Origin of the sequence: Thioalkalivibrio nitratireducens DSM 14787 (assembly GCF_000321415.2) — a bacterium.
GTDB lineage: Bacteria > Pseudomonadota > Gammaproteobacteria > Ectothiorhodospirales > Ectothiorhodospiraceae > Thioalkalivibrio > Thioalkalivibrio nitratireducens.
In genome coordinates this window covers 1,017,822-1,036,293 of the sequence record NC_019902.2, presented here as the reverse complement: position 1 = coordinate 1,036,293, position 18,472 = coordinate 1,017,822, and the positions used below count along the sequence as shown (strand labels likewise).

At 66.1% G+C, this 18,472-nt stretch carries 14 protein-coding genes and 1 pseudogene; 4 read left to right on the top strand and 11 right to left on the bottom strand.

Translation table 11 applies throughout. The features are described from left to right. Positions 1-320: 320 nt before the first annotated feature. A complete protein-coding gene (locus tag TVNIR_RS05145) occupies positions 321-1,304 on the bottom strand; it encodes a serine/threonine protein kinase (protein WP_015257926.1) in 984 nt (327 codons plus the stop codon). Here TVNIR_RS05145 and TVNIR_RS20485 point away from each other — a divergent pair. After that, complete coding sequence (locus tag TVNIR_RS20485; protein ID WP_237251753.1) at positions 1,303-1,752, top strand: hypothetical protein; 450 nt, start codon at positions 1,303-1,305, stop codon at positions 1,750-1,752. The genes TVNIR_RS05145 and TVNIR_RS20485 overlap by 2 nt on opposite strands. 271 nt (positions 1,753-2,023) lie before the next feature. Here TVNIR_RS20485 and TVNIR_RS05140 read toward each other — a convergent pair whose 3' ends face one another. The 6 genes and pseudogenes from TVNIR_RS05140 to TVNIR_RS05115 all read right to left on the bottom strand — a co-directional run. Further along, positions 2,024-2,323, bottom strand: a complete 300-nt coding sequence (locus TVNIR_RS05140) for a copper-binding protein (RefSeq protein ID WP_015257925.1) — start codon at positions 2,321-2,323, stop codon at positions 2,024-2,026. Positions 2,324-2,357: 34 nt separating this feature from the next. Next, the gene (locus TVNIR_RS05135; protein WP_043739361.1) at positions 2,358-2,915 is read right to left on the bottom strand and encodes a cupredoxin domain-containing protein; all 558 of its coding nucleotides are present in this window, start codon (positions 2,913-2,915) and stop codon (positions 2,358-2,360) included. 57 nt (positions 2,916-2,972) lie between these two features. Further along, the gene (locus tag TVNIR_RS05130; RefSeq protein ID WP_015257923.1) at positions 2,973-4,382 is read right to left on the bottom strand and encodes a multicopper oxidase family protein; all 1,410 of its coding nucleotides are present in this window, start codon (positions 4,380-4,382) and stop codon (positions 2,973-2,975) included. Between the two features lie 4 nt (positions 4,383-4,386). After that, positions 4,387-5,598: a TolC family protein gene (locus tag TVNIR_RS05125; protein ID WP_237251752.1), complete on the bottom strand. Its 1,212-nt coding sequence runs from the start codon at positions 5,596-5,598 to the stop codon at positions 4,387-4,389. A gap of 465 nt (positions 5,599-6,063) precedes the next feature. Then, positions 6,064-6,249: an SHOCT domain-containing protein gene (locus TVNIR_RS05120; RefSeq protein ID WP_237251751.1), complete on the bottom strand. Its 186-nt coding sequence runs from the start codon at positions 6,247-6,249 to the stop codon at positions 6,064-6,066. A gap of 104 nt (positions 6,250-6,353) precedes the next feature. After that, positions 6,354-6,635 (bottom strand): annotated as a pseudogene (locus TVNIR_RS05115) (heavy metal translocating P-type ATPase); the annotation flags it as partial. A gap of 96 nt (positions 6,636-6,731) precedes the next feature. Between TVNIR_RS05115 and TVNIR_RS05110 the strand changes: the two are divergent. Genes TVNIR_RS05110 through TVNIR_RS05100 form a run of 3 tightly spaced genes read left to right on the top strand, consistent with a single transcriptional unit; the run spans position 6,732 to position 9,292 of the window. Then, positions 6,732-7,412: a heavy metal response regulator transcription factor gene (locus tag TVNIR_RS05110; protein ID WP_015257919.1), complete on the top strand. Its 681-nt coding sequence runs from the start codon at positions 6,732-6,734 to the stop codon at positions 7,410-7,412. Continuing rightward, the gene (locus TVNIR_RS05105; RefSeq protein WP_015257918.1) at positions 7,409-8,803 is read left to right on the top strand and encodes a heavy metal sensor histidine kinase; all 1,395 of its coding nucleotides are present in this window, start codon (positions 7,409-7,411) and stop codon (positions 8,801-8,803) included. The genes TVNIR_RS05110 and TVNIR_RS05105 overlap by 4 nt, the downstream gene beginning before the upstream one ends. A 30-nt stretch (positions 8,804-8,833) precedes the next feature. Further along, positions 8,834-9,292: a c-type cytochrome gene (locus tag TVNIR_RS05100; protein WP_015257917.1), complete on the top strand. Its 459-nt coding sequence runs from the start codon at positions 8,834-8,836 to the stop codon at positions 9,290-9,292. 90 nt (positions 9,293-9,382) lie between these two features. Here TVNIR_RS05100 and TVNIR_RS05095 read toward each other — a convergent pair whose 3' ends face one another. From TVNIR_RS05095 to otsB, 4 genes are all read right to left on the bottom strand, one after another. After that, the gene (locus TVNIR_RS05095; RefSeq protein ID WP_015257916.1) at positions 9,383-9,700 is read right to left on the bottom strand and encodes a hypothetical protein; all 318 of its coding nucleotides are present in this window, start codon (positions 9,698-9,700) and stop codon (positions 9,383-9,385) included. 188 nt (positions 9,701-9,888) lie between these two features. Further along, positions 9,889-10,800, bottom strand: coding sequence for a patatin-like phospholipase family protein (locus TVNIR_RS05090; RefSeq protein ID WP_043739354.1), 912 nt, complete (start codon positions 10,798-10,800; stop codon positions 9,889-9,891). A gap of 394 nt (positions 10,801-11,194) precedes the next feature. Beyond that, complete coding sequence (locus TVNIR_RS05085; protein ID WP_015257914.1) at positions 11,195-13,843, bottom strand: AMP-binding protein; 2,649 nt, start codon at positions 13,841-13,843, stop codon at positions 11,195-11,197. A gap of 274 nt (positions 13,844-14,117) precedes the next feature. Continuing rightward, positions 14,118-18,191: a trehalose-phosphatase gene (gene otsB, locus TVNIR_RS05080; RefSeq protein WP_015257913.1), complete on the bottom strand. Its 4,074-nt coding sequence runs from the start codon at positions 18,189-18,191 to the stop codon at positions 14,118-14,120. Positions 18,192-18,472: the final 281 nt, after the last annotated feature.

Sequence of the window (18,472 nt, the reverse complement as noted above, 5' to 3'; positions counted from 1 at the left end):
GGATTATTCGCTGCGCTCACCCTGCGGGCCAGCCTCCGGCTGTTCAATGCGCTGCGCGCATTAGTGCCGCGCTGCGCTCGCAATGACGACCGACGCAGAACGGTGTCGTGCTCGCTGCGGAGGTTTCGTGATGATCCGGCCGCCCTCAGCCTGCAGCAATCCGATTCCGGGGCCCCAGCGACGCCAAGGTCTGGAATACCGCGCTGATCACGCTCGAAGACGAGCCGCATCAGCAACGTCGGCGGACTACCCGGCGGCACGAACCAGCCCAGCGCCGCCAGCCGACATCAAGCCCGTGTCGCGTCAGAACGCAAAGCTGATCAGGTCAGGCGGATGGCGGGCTCGTCCAGCGCTGCGGCCTGTTCGCGCAGGGTCAGGATGTGGTCCTCCCAGTAGCGCGTGGTGTAGAAGACCGGGAAGGCCTGGACAAAGGCGGGATCATCGGCGCGGCGTGCAAGCCAGGCCGCGTGGCGCAGGATGCGCAGCGTGCGCAGCGGCGTGATCAGCGCCAGTTCCCGCGGGTCGAAGCGCACGAAGGTCTCGTAGCCCTCCAGCAGCGCCAGCATCTGGGCCGACATCTCCTCGGCGTCGCCGGACAGGAACATCCACAGATCCTGTACCGCCGGCCCGGTGCAGGCGTCATCCAGGTCCACGAAGTGAGGGCCGGACTCGGTCCACAGGATGTTGCCGGGGTGGGTGTCGCCGTGCAGGCGAATCATTGGCACGGGCCCGGCCTCGGCGATGCGGTATACGATGCGATCGAGGACATCCGCGCTGAGATCCTCGTAGACCGATTCCAGCTCGAATGGCAGACGCTCGCTAACGAGCACGTCCTCGCGCGCGATCTCGCCGAGTTCGGCGGCGTCCAGTCGCTCACGTGCATGGAAGCTCCCGGCGCGGCCGACGGCATGGATGCGGGCAATGAAGCGCCCGATGCGCACGAGATTCTCGCGCTGCTCCAGGTCAGGGCTACGCCCACCTTGCCGAGGGTACAGGGCGAACAGGAAACCCTGATGGCTGTGCAGCGTCTCCCCCGTCGCGTCGAGCAGCGGCGCGACGACCGGAACCTCCTCCGCCGCAAGTTCCAGCGCGAACCCGTGTTCCTCGCGGATAGCCTCCTCGGACCAGCGTCCCGGCCGATAGAACTTCGCGACCACCGGCACCGCGTCCTCGATGCCGATCTGGTAGACGCGGTTCTCGTAACTATTGAGCGCAAGCAGCCGTCCGTCGGCGCGCAGCCCGGTGGACTCCACTGCATCCAGGATGACCTCCGGCTTCAGGCTGGCATAGGGATGGCTGCTCATGGGGACAGTCTACGTGGCACGGAACCGGCTGCGCGACACACCCCTGCCCAGACCAGGTTGCGCGGATCGATTCAGCCCAACCGGCGATGCGCCCGCACTACCGGCACAGATGCAGCAGCAGTCGCCTGGCCGCGAAGCCCCGGACCTGCCGCCGAAACTGCTGTTCTCGGACGTCGAAGTGCGGGTGCTTGGCGACTTCACTCAGTCCCGGCGCCGACCACGACCCACGAGTCTCCAAGCAGCCGTCCGGGAAGTCGCCACCCTGGGCGGCTACACCAACCGTAAACACGACCCACCGCCCGGACACCAACTGATGTGGCACGGCTACGCCAAACTCACCACGATGTCCTTTGCCTACGCTTTGAGAGACCTGATTATCACGGAAGCTCCGCAAGCTGGACTGGGCCATCTTCGAAACCAGCGTCATCGCGAGGAGCGAAGCCTTTAGCCGCGAGCGCAGCGTGGCGGGACGTGGCGATCCAGACGGCGATGGTCCTCCCCGCGCCGCCTGGATTATTCGCTGCGCTCCCCCTGCGGGCCAGCCTTCGGCTGTTCAATGCGCTGCGCGCATTAGTGCCGCGCTTCGCTCGCAATGACGACCGACGCGGAGAGGTATCGCACTGGCTGAGGAGGTTTCGTGATAATCAGGTTGAGAGATGAAATCGGATGACGATGCCCTGCATCAATTGGTCTGCGCAACTTGTGGGTAAAGGGCAGACCTACCCGCCCGCCTCGATGGAAAGCACCGTGAACGCGCCGTCGATCCGGTCGGCGGTCATCCGCAACCGGTCGCCCGGGGAAACGCCCTGCAGCAGCGTCGGGTCGGCGACCTCGAACACCATGGTCATCGGCGGCATGTCCAGATTCGGGATTTCGCCATGCCTCAGGGTGATCTTGCCGGCGTCGGGGTTGACCCGGCGAACCTCTGCGTCGAACTTGGGTAATACAGTCTCGGCCAGCGCCGCGGAAGTCATCAGGACAGCCGTCATCAGCACGGTCTTGCGCAGAAATCGATGCATCGTGGGGTTCTCCTGTTCGATGTGAGTCGATGTTTCAGTGGGTATGAGCGTGTGCTGTGACCGTTTCTGCCTGATTGGCAGCGGCCGCGGAAGGCGGTCGAGTCACCGAGAGGTTCCCGACCATCCCCGCTTGATAGTGACCGGGTATGAGGCACGCGAACCGGAATTCCCCCGCCCGGTTGAAGGTCCACACCAGGTCGATAGTTTCGCCGGGGGGCACGTGCGCCATGTACGGCTCGTCGTGTTCCATGTCCGGGAACTTCAGCATCCACTCCGCGTGGTCGCGCAGCGACGCCTCGTCACCGATGACCAGTTCATGCATCAGGGCCCCGGCATTCGTGACGGACAGCCGGACGGTCTCGCCTTCCTTGAATGAGAGCTGGTCGGGCGCGAAGCGCATCTCGTCGGTCATCGTAACTTCGATCTGCCGGGTCGCCTCGCCAGGGTCGCCGGCGATGCCCCACGCCGTCTGCTCCTTGATCACAGGGCCGGATTCGCTGTGAACGGACCCCTGCTCACCGTGGGCCAGAACATCCGCGGAAAGGCCGATAAGCAATGCCAGCGGGGTAACGATCAACGCGCGTAGTCTCATGGTATCGCTCCGTAGAGTGTAAGAGTCGGGTGGTACAGGTTGGATGTCGCGGCAAGGTCACCGGTGTCCATGGGTGCCCACACCCGGTTTCCGGACCTGCACCTCCAATGCGGTCCGATGCAGATCGGGCACCTCACTCCGGTTCAGACGCTCCGACGCAAAGCGTTGCGGCTCGGGAAGCTCGCCCGTCCATTCATAGGCCTGGGTGCCCGCGGGCTGCTCGTACCAGCCCGGATCAGAGTAGTCACCCGGCTTCTGGTCACTTCGTACCTTGAGCGTGGTGAACATGCCGCCCATGCCGATCGGGCCGTGGGGTCCGAATCCGGCCATCATCGCCAGCGTCTCTTCGGGCAGCATCATATGCATGTCCTTCATGTCGTTCATGCCGCGTTCACCCATCACCATGTAGTCCGGCACCAGCCGCTGGATCCGCCCGACCAAGCCACGGTGATCCACCCCGATCATCGTCGGCACGTCGTGGCCCATCGGGTTCATCGCGTGGTGGCTCTTGTGGCAGTGAAAAGCCCAGTCACCCTCGGAATCGGCGAGGAACTCGAGCTGGCGCATCTGCCCGACCGCAATGTCCGAGGTGACCTCGGGCCAGCGCGAGCCCGGCGGGGTCGGTCCGCCGTCGGTTCCGGTCACCTCGAATTCGTGGCCGTGCAGGTGGATCGGGTGATTGGTCATGGTCAGGTTGCCGATCCGGATCCGGACACGGTCACCCAGGCGGACGTTCATCGAGTCAATGCCCGGGAAAGCCCGGCTGTTGAAGTTCCAGAGATTGAAATCCAGCATCTCGTTGACCCGGGGGACCACGCTGCCGGGATCGATGTCATAGGCGTTCAGCAGGAAGCAGAAGTCGCGGTTTACGTCCTCGATCCAGTCGTGCTTCTGGCGCGGGTGGGTGACCCAGAAACCCATCATGCCCATCGCCATCTGCACCATCTCGTCGGCGTGCGGGTGGTACATGAAGGTGCCCGGGCGCCTGGCGACAAACTCGTAGACGAAGGTTTTCCCGACCGGGATCGCCTTCTGGTTCACGCCGGCCACGCCGTCCATGCCATTGGGCAGGCGCTGGCCGTGCCAGTGGATCGTCGTGGGCTCGGGGAGCCGGTTGGTCACGAACAGCCGGACGCGGTCTCCTTCCACCACCTCGATGGTCGGACCCGGGCTCTGCCCGTTGTAGCCCCAGAGTCGCGCCACCATCCCGGGCGCGATCTCGCGTTCCACCGGCTCCGCGACCAGGTGAAACTCCTTCACGCCATGGTTCATGCGCGATGGCGCGGTCCAGCCGTTGAGCGTGACCACCGGGTTGTAGGGCTGACCCCGGTCCGGCGAGCGCGGAGGCGCGGTCTCGGCGGAGATCCGGATCTCGGGTTCCGGCAAGGCCGCGAGCGCCACCTTGCTCACACCGGCTGCGGCCACCGCTCCCAGTGCCGCACCACTGATGAATTCACGTCGGTTCATGGTTTCAGTGTCCTCCTGCGTCTGCTCTGCCCGCGACGCGGAGGCTGCCCGCGTCCGGCCCCGGGTATTCGGCGCCTGCAACCACGGCCTGCAGATTGGCATGTGCCAGCCAGAAGTCTCCCAGCGCTTGCACTGCGGCACTGCTGCGTTCCACGCGATCGCGAGCGCTCGCGAGCAGGTCCCAGGTGCTGTCGAGCATGCCGTTGTAGCGCAACAGGGTCTCCTCCTGGAGGTCCTCGCCAAGCCGCTGGTTCTCGTCGGCGCGGCGCGCAATGTCATATGCGACCTGGTATTGGTGGTAGGCCTCGCGAACCTGCGAACGGATGGTCACCGCGAGCGCCGCCGCCTCTGCCGCGGCACGCGCGGTCTTTTCCGCGTCGTGCCCACGGGGCAGCTGCCGACGCTTGAGCACCGGCGCTCCTTCGATCGGGTGGGCCAGTGGATCCCCGTTATCATTCCCCGCCGCTACCGCGCGAGAGAGCGCATCTTCCGCGGCCTCGGTCCACATCGACCAGGTGCGGGAACCGACAGCGCGCTGCGAACGCTCCGCCTCGATTGCCGCCAGGCGCAGCGCCGGGTGCGTACGCAGGGCCCGGGCCTCCAGGCCCTCGCCGCTCAACGGCTGCGTCGGCAGCGGCGGGAGTGCATCTGGCAGCGCGAAATCCAGGCCGTCGCCCCAGAGCCCAAGCTTGCGGACCAGTGCCTCGCGGGCACTCATCGCCTGCTGCCGCGTCTGGGCCAGCTGGATTCCGGCGTCGGACAGGCCAAGCTGCTCGCGCAGCAGCCGATCCTGTCCCCAGTTACCCACCCGGGTCATGCGTGCCGCGAGTTCTGCCGCAATCTCGGTTGCCTCGAAGGCCTCCCCGGTCCGGCGCAGACCCTGCTCGGCCGCCACCGCCTGGATCCAGGCCCGCTGCACGTCGCGGGCGAAAGCGGTCGCCGCGATGTCGGCCCGCGCCCGTGCCAGCGCATTCATGTCCTCGGTGGCGAAAAGGTCCGGGCGGTTGCCGAACGCGATGCGCACCGCCGCCGACATCGAGAGATGCTCACCGGCGGGCAGCGGCTCTGCGAACGACGGCGGCGGGTTCTCGGCCTCCCAGCGCAGGATATCGATGTGGCCGCGCGTGAACTCACCCACTGTTTCATTGGCGGTGCGCCAGTCCTCCTCCGCCATCGCCGCCTCCGGGATCAAGGGCGCGGGCAGTGTTTGCACCATGGGCGCGGGAACTACAGCGTCAGGGTCGTGAGGCTGGCTGCCAACCGCGAGCCCTGGGGCCGAACCGGCAGACAGCAGCAGCATCGGAACTGCAAGTCGTCGCATTTCTGCAGTGCTCCTTCGGATGGTGTCAGGATCGGGGCCGGGCTCTGCTACACTCGGCGTGCAACAGGCATCCGGTTCCAGCGCGCAAGAGCATGGCAGGCAGCGACTTACGGCAGGATGACCGCAGAATTACATTCGCGTCATGTTCGACCGGCCGAGTCGTTCGCGCCCGTTGCGGGCACAGCGCCAGAACACGGGTGCCAGGAGGCAGGCGGCTCGGGACAAGACCCGGTGCCAAGGCAGAGCCACCGCGGCACCCGCCACCCAGGCCAGTACCCGACTGATGTGCGTCACCGCAACCTCCCGAGCAGGCGGTCGTAGATCACGTGTGTTCGTGGATCGTTCAAGCGCATTTACCCGTCATCCGGAAAGATCCTTCTTGCGCCGGAGATACTCCTCGCGGTCGATCCGACCCTTGGCATACTCCTCGTCGAGCAGTTCACGTGCGCTTTTGGTGCTGCCGTCTGCGCCGCCACGGGATCCACCCCGAAACGCGGTGAGACCCCAGACCACCAGCAGAAAGGGGAGTAGCCAGAGGAGGAGCAATCACAGCCCTCCGCCGCCAAAGCCAAACCCGTGTCCGAATCCTTCTCCCATGCTTGCCTGCTCCAGGTGATTTGCCTGACCCATAGTGTGTTGAAATCTGTCGTCTACCGAATCCGGGCGCGCTTGAGCAGCATCGAGTTGCCGATCACCGAAAGCGAACTGGCGGTCATGGCAATGACGCCGATCATGGGATGCAGCAGGCCGACGGCGGCCATGGGGACGGCTACCACGTAGCAGAAGAAGGCCCAGAACAGGTTCTGCACGATCTTGCGAAACGTCAGCCGCGAGAGCCGGATGGCCTCGACCACCTTGGTCAACTCGCCGAACACCAGGGTGACGTCGGCGGCCTCGATGGCCACGTCCGCGCCGGCACCGATGGCGATCCCCCTGACCGCGACATTACATCTCTGTCAGCTTTCCACCATTCGCCGTGGGCGATGGCAGACTATGAGTCAGCCAGTACCACACCCCGGGGCCGCGGCGTGAAGATTCTGATCATCGAGGACGAGCCGAAGACCGGTGATTACCTGCGCCAGGGACTGACCGAAGCCGGTTTCGTGGTCGACCTGGCGCGCGACGGGCTGGAAGGGCTGCATCTGGCCACCACCGGCGAGCATGACCTGCTGGTGCTGGACGTGATGCTGCCCCGGATGGACGGCTGGGCGGTGCTGCAGGCGTTGCGCCTCGCCGGACGCGAGATGCCGGTCCTTTTTCTGACCGCGCGAGACCAGGTCGAGGACCGGGTGCACGGGTTGGAACTCGGCGCCGACGACTACCTCGTCAAGCCGTTCGCCTTTTCCGAGCTGCTCGCCCGGGTGCGCAGCCTGTTGCGCCGGGGCAAGACCAAGGAGCCGGAGGTGCTGACGGCCGCCGACCTCGAACTCGACCTGCTGCGTCGCCGCGCCACCCGCGCCGGCGTGCGTATCGATCTCACAGCCAAGGAGTTCGCACTGCTGGAACTGCTGCTGCGGCGCAGGGGCGAGGTGCTGCCCCGGTCGCTGATCGCCTCGCAGGTCTGGGACATGAACTTCGACAGCGACACCAACGTGATCGAGGTCGCAGTCCGGCGCCTGCGGGCAAAGGTTGACGACCCCTTCGAACCGAAGCTGATCCGCACCGTTCGCGGGATGGGCTACATACTTGACCCGGACGCGGCGGCATGAATCGGATGACAGGAGGGAGGCTGTCGCTGACCGCGCGCGTGGCGTTGCTGTTCGCGTTGTTCTCCGCGGCGCTGCTGCTCCTGGTCGGCCTCGTCGTGGAACGCTCGGTCACCCGCCATTTCATCGAGCTCGATGAACACGAACTCTCCGCGAAACTGGGCGTGATCGGCAACCTGATCGGGCGCACCACCTCGGAGGCCGCATTCGCCAGCCTGCCGCAGCGGCTCAGTGATGTGCTGATCGGACACGAGCTGCTCGAGGTACGGATCACCGATGGCGGGGGCCGCGAGCTGTACACGACACCGGGAGGCTTTGCGCCGGAATGGAGCGCGCAGGCCCTTCCTGCCGGTACCACGCTGGTCCGCGAACTGGGCGGTATCCGCTACGTCGGACGTCAGGAAACCTTCACCGCGCCCATGCCCGAGCCAACGGAGTTGCGCGTGCTGGTGGCGATCGACACCTCACACCATGTGCAATTCCTCCGGCAGATCCGACATCAGCTCTGGCTCGGCATCCTGCTGGCCGCCGTGCTGGCCGCAGGCCTGGGCTGGTTTGCGTCCTACAAGGGACTGGCGCCGCTGCGGCGAGTCACGCTGGCCGCCAGCGGGCTCTCGGCCGGACGGCTCGGCGAGCGGCTGCCGGAAGGAGACGCACCAGCCGAGATGCTGCAATTGCTCCGCGCCTTCAACGGCATGCTCGACCGGCTGGAGGCTGCGTTCCGTCGCCTCAGCGACTTCTCGGCCGATATCGCCCACGAGCTGCGCACTCCGGTGTCCAACCTGATGACCGAGACCCAGGTCGCGTTGTCGCGTGCCCGCAGCGCCGAGGACTACCGCGAGACGCTGCATTCCAATCTGGAGGAGTTCGAACGCCTGGCACGGATGATCGGGGACATGCTGTTCCTCGCCAAGGCCGACAACGGACTGTTACCGCGGCCCGCGGAAGCGGTCGCACTCGAGGCCGAGGCGCAGGCGCTGATGGAGTTTTACGAGGCACTGGCAGAGGAAAAGCGCGTCACGCTGCGACTCACCGGGGCTGCGACGGTCGTCGGCGACCGCCTGATGCTGCGCCGCGCGCTGTCCAACCTTCTTTCGAACGCGTTGCGGCATACACCCGCGGGCGGAACCGTAGAGATCCGGATCGCAGTTGTGGCCGGAGGCATCACGCGACTGTCGGTGAGAAATCCCGGGCCCACCATCCCGCCTGACCGGCTTCCGCTTCTTTTCGACCGCTTTCACCGCATCGACCCATCGCGATCCGCGCAGGGCGGGGGCGCAGGTCTGGGCCTTGCGATCACCCGCTCGATCATCGAAGCCCACGGCGGACGCATTGACGCCGAATCCGCCGAAGGCATCACCACCTTCTCGATCGACCTGCCACCAGGCCGGTGATCGTCCATGCCCGACACGGAGGAGACCGTCTTGACCATTCGAACCACCCTGCCCATCGGAATCGTCAGCATCGCGTTGCTGGCGGGATGCAGCGATCCCGGAACCCCCGGGACCGACACCGCCGCCGCTCCGGAACCCCAGGCGCAGGCACCAACGGGCACCCCGCCCGCCCAGCGCACCGAGTTCCGGATTCCACCCGAGACGTTCGAGCCCGATCCGGCTGCGGGATTTTCACTGTTCGCTACGCACTGCGCCGCGTGTCATGGACCCGAGGCACTGGGGACGGACCAGGGTCCGCCACTGATCCACCGCATCTACGAGCCCTCGCACCATTCGGATCTCGCGTTCTACCGGGCCATCGCGCTTGGCGTGCATCAGCACCACTGGGAGTTCGGCGATATGCCGCCGGTACCAGGTGTCACCGGGGAAGGCGCGGCACACATCATCGCCTGGATCCGTACAGAGCAGCGCGCGGCGGGGATCGAATGAGGCAACCGCCGCCACCTGGCATTGCGCCCTTTGGCCGCGGCAGCCCATGGGATTGATGCGTCCGGCCACCCTGCCGCGAGCCCGCTCGTCTCAGGGTGGCGGGGGTCTCCGCCACCGCGGCTTTCGCGCTTGCCAGGTTGCGACGAAGAAGGCGGGCGCAAACACCAGCACGAGAAACACCACCGCGGGCGACAGGCGTTCCAGCGCCTGGGACAAGCCCAGAAGCACTGCAAGCCAGGACAGGAGCGCGAACAGGATCCCGGCGACCAGCGTGAAGAGCGACACGAAGATCAGGTAGGCGGCCAACGGTCTTTGATCGGGATGCCGAATACGCCGTACCAGCGGAATGGCCAGGATAAAGAAGGCGATCCAGACGAAAAGTGCCAGGAAGAACGTTCCATTTTCCATCAGGGTATGCCTCGGTGTGTCGAGGGGAACCCGCAGCCTGCGGGCCTTGATATTTCCGGTGACCGCACCGGAATCGGAGAATCATTTTGCCCTCGATCAGGATGCGCGAGGCCGATCGCGGTTGCAAACGCAGCATGCGTCGACCCTGGCGGCCGGGGCCATTCCCGGCGCACAGGTACGGATGGCGCTCAGTACGGGGCTCCGGGCCTGCCGTTCTCTTCCAGATGCTCGAGTCTCTCGCGGGCGGCCTCCCGTCCCAGCGCAATCACCGGGGTGGCACGATGGAATTCGTGGACCATGCAGGTGTTCTTCGGGATGCTGATCACGAGGTCGGGGCGGAATACCGCGAGGTGATGCCGGGTGATGGCCGCCTGCATCGTTTCCAGCGAGCGCATCAGCACTTCCGAGAGCGCCATGCCCTGGGCCGCGGACGCACCGTTCATGCCGAGCGACTCGACATAACCGAGCATGCGCCGCAGCAGGCCGGAGTTGTCACTCTCCTCATCCGGGTCCGCTGCGGATTCATCGGGTGCCGGTCCGTTCACATCGACGACGATGGTCAGGTCCGTCAGCGTGCGCAGCGTCGGTGCCACCGGCACCGGGTTGAGCAATCCGCCGTCGACGAGCGTCCGGCCGCGGTAGCGATGGGGTGCGAAGACCGCGGGGATCGCGATGGAGGCCCGGATGGCATCGAACAGCGAACCGTCGCTCATCCAGACTTCCTTTCCGCGATGGATGTCGACCGCGACCGCGGTGTAGTTGATCGGCAGATCCTCGATGTCGCGCTCGCCGACCAGGTCCCTCAGCTTGCGTATCAGTTTGTCGCCGCGAATCAGCCCGCCTCCGGAAAACGACCAGTCGAGCAATCCGATGACGTCGGTCTGGCTGAGGCCCTCGACCCAGTCGGTATACGTCTGCAGTTCCCCCAGCGCGTGGATGCCGCCGACCAACGCGCCCATCGAGCTCCCCGAGATCGCATGGATCTCGTAGCCGCGGGCCTCGAGCTCCTGGATCACGCCGATATGTGCCAATCCACGGGCACCGCCCGAGCCCAGCACGAGTGAAACGCTCCGGGCAGCCTGCTCCGATTGCCGTGCCATCGTGCCTCCCTCGCTTGCACGTCTGCCGATTGTTCTCCTCCCTGGATCGCGGGTCCAGTCCCGATGGAATCACGGCATCGCGGTTCCGCCGGGACGTAGTGCCGGCACTCGCGCGGTCCACGGCGCCGTCCGAGCGCGCGCAGTCGTGGAAGACGAAGCGCTGACGTCCGGCCTCGGGATCCGCAGTTTCGGCTACGGTTTGCCAGGCTTTTGATGCAGCGCACCAAGACCGGCGTGCCAAGTGAGTATCGACGAACTTATCCGACACGCCGAGGAACGTGCGCCCACGGACCGCCGCACGAGCATCGGCAGCCTATAGGCAACCACACGCCCCCTCGCCCGCGATGGCGCGCCATCGCAGCTGTAAACAGTCGGAGGCTGCTGGCCACGGCTCTTAGACCGATGACTCGCCCAGATCCTCCAGCGCCGACTGCAGGCTCTTCACGATCTCGCGTTCGTCGGTGCCGTAGGTCTCGGGCGAGACCGGATCCCCGATGATCACCCGCACCCTCTTGCCAGGACGTGGGAAGTGCCGTCCCGGCGCCATCACCTCCCGCGTGCCCTCGATCCAGACGGGCACCACCGGTACCGGCTGCGCGGCCAGGACCAGCCCGATACCGGGGCGCAGGCGCTGGAGCCTGCCGTCCGGAGAACGCTGCCCTTCCGGGAACCAGATCAGGCTGTGCCCACGCTTCAGGCAGGCCGCGGCGAGGGCCAGGCTCCTGCGCGGTGCGGAACCGGGGTCGATTGGCAGGACGTGGGCCGTTCGGCTGAAGGCCCGGGAGAACCGGTTGGAGAACAGGTAGGCCTCCAGGCCGGCCCAGTACAGCGACTCGAGCTGCTGCCTGCTGAGGGCCGGCAGCAATGCCAGCGGGTCCACGAAACTCAGGTGGCGCGGTGCGATCAGGAAGGGTCCGTCGTCCGGCAGACGTCCTTGCACGTCGACACGCACCAACAGGCGCGACAGCAGCCGCACAGGCCCCAGCAGCGCGCGGCCGACGGAGCGGCGGGCCGGGCCGAGGGGCTCGAGATCCTTCCTCTGGTCATCGACGAGGAGCGACTCCGGATCCTCGAGCTGTTTTTTCAGTTCGCCCCTACCCTCCTTGGCTTCGGAAGCGCCGGCGGCCTCCTGCAGGAGCTCCCGGACCGTTTCGACGCGTTCGATCGCCGAGTCGTCGAGGTCGATCCCGGCGCGGTCCTGCAGCGCAAGCGTCAGGTCCACCCAGCTCAGTGAATCGATCCCAAGTTCCTCGGCGAGGCTACTGTCCGGGGTGAGACGGATATCGTGAAAACGCTCGGCCAAATAGTCCCAGGTACGTTCCGCGCCCGGGTCGGAAAGCAGCTGCTGATCCTCGGGGGCCATCGATTCCGGCGACACGGGCTCCGGACGCGCATCGGAAACGGTGTCTTCCTTGCCCAGTTCCTCGAACAATTCTTCGAGCTTGTGCCGGCGCAGCTTGCCGAGGCGTGTGCGCGGCAGGGGATCGAGCGCAACGCGCACCACGCCGGGCCGATGATGACTCGGCAGTTCCTTCGCCGCCTTCTTCACCGAGTCCTTGACCCGCTTCTCGAGGTCCTCGCCCGTGACCTCACGCAACAGACGGGACTCCGGAACCACGACCGCCGCCAGGCGATCGTCGTGCGCAAGAACGCCGGCCTCGCGGACCTCGTCGATGGCCTGAAGTGCCTCCTCCGCGCGTTCCGGATCGACGTTCTCGCCACCGGAAAGCACGATCATCGAGGATTCGCGACCGTGCAGGCGCAGGTAGCCGTCGTCGATCTCCCCCGTGTCCCCGGTACGAAACCAGCCATCGTTATCGAGGACCGCCTTGGTCTTATCCGGAAGATTCAGGTAACCCGCAAACACGTTCGGACCCCGGGCCATCACCTCGCCGCGCCCGTCCGAGGAGCCGGAATCATCGATGGCGAGCTCCACACCCGGAAGGGGAAGCCCTGCAGCCTCCAGCCGCAAACGGTCCGGCGGATTGTAGGCCAGGATCGGAGAGGTCTCGCTGAGGCCGTAGCCGGTGGCCACCTCCCAGCCCAGCGCCTGCAGGTTGCGTCCGAGGCCCGGATCGAGCGCAGCACCACCGGCGACTACCAGGCGCAGGCCCGGCGCCAGGCGATTGTGCAGGCCCTTGAACAGGCTCCGGCCCACGCGCAGGCCCAGCCGGTGGCGCGCGAGCTTCGACATACCCAGTATGAGGCGAAACAGGAGCGCCGGGATTCGGCCGCGTGCCGAGACCCGATCTTCCAGTGCCTTCCATACGGCCTCGTAGAGGCGCGGCACTCCGAGCATCACCGTCGCCTCGCCGTCGCGCAACGCGCGCACGATTTGGGGGCCCACCAGGGAGAAGGGCACGATGATCGTCGCCCCGATCGTCAGCGGAACCAGGATGCCGACCGTGAACGGATAGACGTGGTGGAACGGCAGCGGAACCAGGACCCGGTCCTGATCATCGGCGAGTTCCTGCGCGCACAACGCCTCGACGTTGCTGGTCAGGTTCCGGTGTGTCAGCGGCACGCCCTTCGGGGGACCCGTGGTCCCGGAGGTGTAGAAGATCACCGCGACATCGTCGGATTTCGCGACTGCCGCCGCTGGTTCGTGCTCGAAAAAACCTTCCCACGCATCCGAGGCATCCGCCGCGGCATCGATGAGATAGGTCCGTGCATCGCCCAGATCCTCCGGCAGGCGATCCCGGAACTTCGCGGTCGTGACGATGAATTGCGGCTCGGAATCGGTAAGGACATGCTCCAGATCCTCGCGCGGCATCTGGGTATCCAGCGGCACCACGACACCCCCTGCATTGATCACGCCCAGCGCGGCGATCACCCAGTCGGCGCTGTTGGGGGCGAAGATCACGGTCCGGCCACCAGGCTCCAGTCCAGTCTCCTGGAGGCCGGCCGCCAGGCGGCCCGCCCGTTCGAGCAGCTCGGCACGCGAAGTCGTGTCGAACGCGTCGCGACTCATTGCGACTACCGCCGCCTGATCCCCCGTCACCGAACGGGAAGACACGAGTTCGTCGATGGTTTGAGCATTCATCCTGGAACCTCCAAGGGGCGCCGCTACGCCGGCCGCTGCTTACCTGTCCTCTACGACACTGCCGAAATGCAGCCGCCGCGTAAACGTGAACGGGCGCGCTGCTCCCGTCCGGGGCGACCTGTAGGACGGCAAGGCACAGCGTCCTCCGCCGTTCGGCGTTCGCACCGTCCCAGCGCCCGCGGCAACCCCGCCGCCGGATCGCAGATGACGGCTTTCGGCCTCTTCCGCCCTTCGCTTCGTTTACGTTCAGGGGTGCCCGCACGCGGCGTGACCGTTAGCACGCCGCATGGGGCTCTCCCGTGCCCAAGCGATTCTCGTCACGCACGCGCTCGTCCGGCTTCAGCAGCCGGAACCCGCAGCGGTCACCAGGGGCCAGCTCACGGTAATGACCGCGGTAGGCCACGGTGATCGAACGAGTGGTGTACGCTCCACTGCGGATCTCCAGCCGATCGTGGTCGGCCTCCACTTCCAGCGTCTGGTTCCGGTAATGCAGCCGCAGCTTCACGCAGCGCAGTTCGGGAGGGAACGCGGGGTCGAAGTGCAGCACGTTGCCTCGCAGGCCGATGCCGAGATAGCAACGCTGAACCAGGTCCACGCTCCCGGCCATCGCGCCGACGTGAATGCCCTCGGGGGTCGTGCCGCCCTGGATATCCGCGATGTCGCTGTCCAGGACGCGCTGGAAGAGATTCCAGGAATGCGATCGGTCGGACCGCGCCATCACCCAGGAGTGCACCAACTGGCTCAGGGTCGATCCATGTGACGTGCGCGCCAGGTAATACTGGACGTTTCTCGGAATCGTCTCCGGATCGAACGGGTAGCCGAGCTGCTCGAAGAGCAGTGCAAGCTCCTCGGCCGAGAACAGGTAGAACAGCATCAGCACATCGGCCTGCTTGGAGAGCTTGTAGCGGTTCGGTGAATCGCCTTCGGCTTCCAGGATCCGGTCGAGGCGCTGGATGTCGCCGTATCTTTCCCGATACCCGTCCCAGTCGAATTCCTCGAGGTCTTCATAGCCCTCGAACTGGCTGATGATCCCGTTCTGGTGCATCGGCACGCGAAGCTTCCGGCTGATCTCGTCCCAATGCTCCAGTTCTTCATCGTCCAGACCCATGCGCTCCCGAAGCTCCCGCCAGCGCATCTCCGGCAGCACGTCGATCGCATCACGCGCCCGCGTCAGCACCCAGGCCGCCATCACGTTGGTGTAGGCGTTGTTGTCCACACCGCCTTCGGCCTCGGGGTCAGCGTCCGGGTAGGCGGTATGGTACTCGTCCGGCCCCATCACGCCCTTGATCTCGTAACGATCCAGCGCGGAGTTGTACACCGACGCGCTGGCCCAGAACCGTGCGATTTCCAGCAGCATCTCCGCCCCGTAGAAGTTCATGAATTCGTGGTCATCCGAGGCCTGGAAGTACTGCCAGACGTTGTAGGCGATCGCCGAGCTGATATGCCGCTGCCGGTGGGAGATGTCCGGGAGCCACCGGCCTGACGCCGGGTTCAGGTGCAGCCGCTGGGTTTCCTCGCGACCATCGCTGCCACTCTGCCATGGAAACATCGCCCCCCGGTAGCCGGCCTCCGTGGCCGCCTGCCGGGCTTCACCGAGGCGCCGGTGGCGATAGCGCAGCAGCGCGCGCGTCAGCATCGGAATGCGCAGATTCAGGAACGGGAAGATGAACAGCTCATCCCAGAAGATGTGTCCGCGGTAGGCCTCACCAGTCCAGCCGCGGGCGGGGACACCGGCATCGAGATCCACCGAGTGCTTCGAAGCGGTCTGCAGCAGGTGGAAGATGTGGACGCGCAGCTTGAGTTCGGTGGCGGGCGCCCCGTCATCGTCGAGGGTGATATCGCACTCGCTCCACAGGTGTCTCCAGGCCATTTCGTGCCGCGTACGAATTGCGTCGAAACGGCCGGCGCGTCCGAGCGCCCGCAAAGCCTCGATCCCCGGCTCCGAGATCGCCCAGTCGCGGGACGAATACAACGCTGCGATTTTCTCCACCCGGATCGTTGCCCGCTCGGGCAGGTCAAGGACGATCTCCTGTGCCACGCCCCGGTCGTCGGTCAGCGTGCACCGCTCGGCATCGATCTCGAAGCCGTCCCGATAGATGCGGGTACAGGCGGCCTGCGCAAGCCCGAGCAGCGACTGACTGGTGCGCGTGCGCAGAAACACGGTGTTTTCGCCCCGATGGTCCGCCTCGATGATCTCGAGATGGCGGTTTCCGAGGCCCCGGTAACGTGCGACGCCATCGTTGACCACGCCGCCGTCGAGGGAGGAGCGCACGGTGATCGGTCCCGACCAGTCCTCAGCGGTCACCTCCACGCAGAGCGCAGCGATATGGGGCGAGGCCATGCTGACCAGCCGGCATTCACGCCATACCGTCATTCGACCCTGCGCATCGCGAAAACGAAGGTTGCGCAACAGCAGCCCGCGGACAACATCGAGTTCCTGTTCAACGGAGAGGATCTCCGTGTCGTCGAACCGGAACCAGTTGCCGTCGCCGACACGAAAGGTCAGCGGCAACCAATTCGGCAGATTGACCAGATCCTCGTTTTCGATCCTGCGGCCGGCGACGTCACTGGCCAGGCGGTTGTAACCGCCGGCGAGGTAGGTACCCGGGTAGTGCACATCATCGGCTTGCGCATAGGCCGCGGCGCCGCGCGTCGCGCAGTACCCGTTGCCCAGCGTGCAGAGCGCCTCTCGAAGCCCCTCCTGCTGCGGCCGGTAGCCCGAGTAACGAAGCGACCACTCCCCTTTCTTCAGCTCGCGCATCGTCGCTGCCCCGGGCGCCTGCGCGGCCTGGAAGCCGGTCAGCGACTGCAGGAGGCGTTTCACCCCCCGGACGTCGCCCACGGCGTAGTCGGCTGCGGTAGGGCGGCTTTCGTCGTGACGAACCGCGACACAGATTCCCTGCCCTGCGAGCGTCCGGAACGCGTCCTCGTCGGTGAGATCGTCGCCGACGTAGACCGGAACGATCTCGGCGCCCTGGCCGTCGAGTTCGCTGAGCACCCAACGCACGGCCTCGCCCTTGTTCCAGTGGATGTCAGGGCCGATGTCGAGGACCTTCTTGCCGCGCCCCAGACGCAGCTTCGGGTGTTTCTCCAGAACCTCGCGAACGGCGGAAGCGAGCCGATCCACGTCGGCGGACGCGACGCCGCGGTAATGCACGGCGATCGAGAAACGCTTGCGTTCCAGCGAATGGCCGTCGATATAGGCCAGCCGCTCCTCCAGCGCCTGTTCCGCCGCATCGAGTTCTGGCAGGAACTCGCGGCCCTGCTCCAGCCCCGGACTGACACCCCTCGGCCCGGCGATCTCGAAACCGTGGCTGCCCGCCAGCCAGACACACTCGAGCGCAACCAGTTCACGCAGTTTCCCCAGATCGCGTCCACTCACGATCACCACGGGGCAATGGCGGGCGAGTGACGCGACCGTCGCGCGCATGTCCTCGGCCAGGAACGCCCTGGTGTGATCGTCGACGATGGGCGTCAGAGTGCCGTCATAATCCAGAAAAACCGCGGGACGCCCGGTCTTCAGACGGTCGAGAAGCTCGTTTTCATGATCCAGGGCGCAGGGCAGGGTCTCGAGCGTGCGCAGCTGCAGGCCTTCCGCGCCGCTGTAGCGAAGCTCGCCCAGGTCGCGGACCACCCGCTCGGCGCCGGCCTGGAGCAATTGCTCGGCATGATCGTCACGAGACACGCCGATCACGGGCCAAAAACCGCCGCGCACGCCCGCTTCGACACCGATGCCGGCGTCCTCGAAGACTGCACAGGCCTCGGGCCGGACCCCCAACCGCCGGGCCGCCTCCAGCAACATGGCCGGATCCGGCTTCCCGGGGATACCGAGCCTCAGCAGGTCGTTCCCGTCCACCTTCACGACGAAATACCCGCCGAGGCCGGCGCTGCTCAGCACCGCCTCGGCATTGCGACTGGAGGAGAACAGCGCGGCCGGGACACCCGCGCTGCGCAGGGCATCGAGCAGCCTCAGGGTTCCCGGGCACGGCCGCACTCGGTTCTCGTCCAGCCAGGCGTGGAAATACTGATTCTTTCGCTTGCCGAGGCCCGCGACGGTCTCCGCGTCCGGCCCATCGTTGTCGGTACCGGCCGGGAGTTCGATGCCGCGCGAGTCGAGAAAACTGCGGATACCCTCGGCACGGGGCCGTCCATCCACGTGCCGGCGGTAATCGTCGCCCACATCGAAGGGTTCGAACGCTTCTCCGCGTTGCTCCGCGCGCGCCTCGAGAAACCCGTCGAACAGGCGCTTCCAGGCAGCAGCGTGGGCCTGCGCCGTGTCCGCCACCACCCCGTCCATGTCGAACAGCGCGGCATTGACCTTCGCCCTCCATTCCGCCCGGTTGCTCATCGGGGCCTCCGGCTACATGGAATTGCGCTCCGGATCGCGGCGATGATGCCGCAGAAGCCGGGATTCCGCGCCGTCACCGGCACAGCGCTGGCATCCAGGCGCCAGCCTGCGCATTGACAGACTTCGCCTGAACCCCAGTCTCTTGCTGGGACCCCTGGTGCAGCTGCGAACGGCGTTACACGCACGGCCCCACGGCCCGGACAAGCGGTTGCACTTCCGGGGCCACCCGCCACCGGCGGTCAGGGTTTCCTGACATCATTGTAGCCCACCATCGGAGGGGT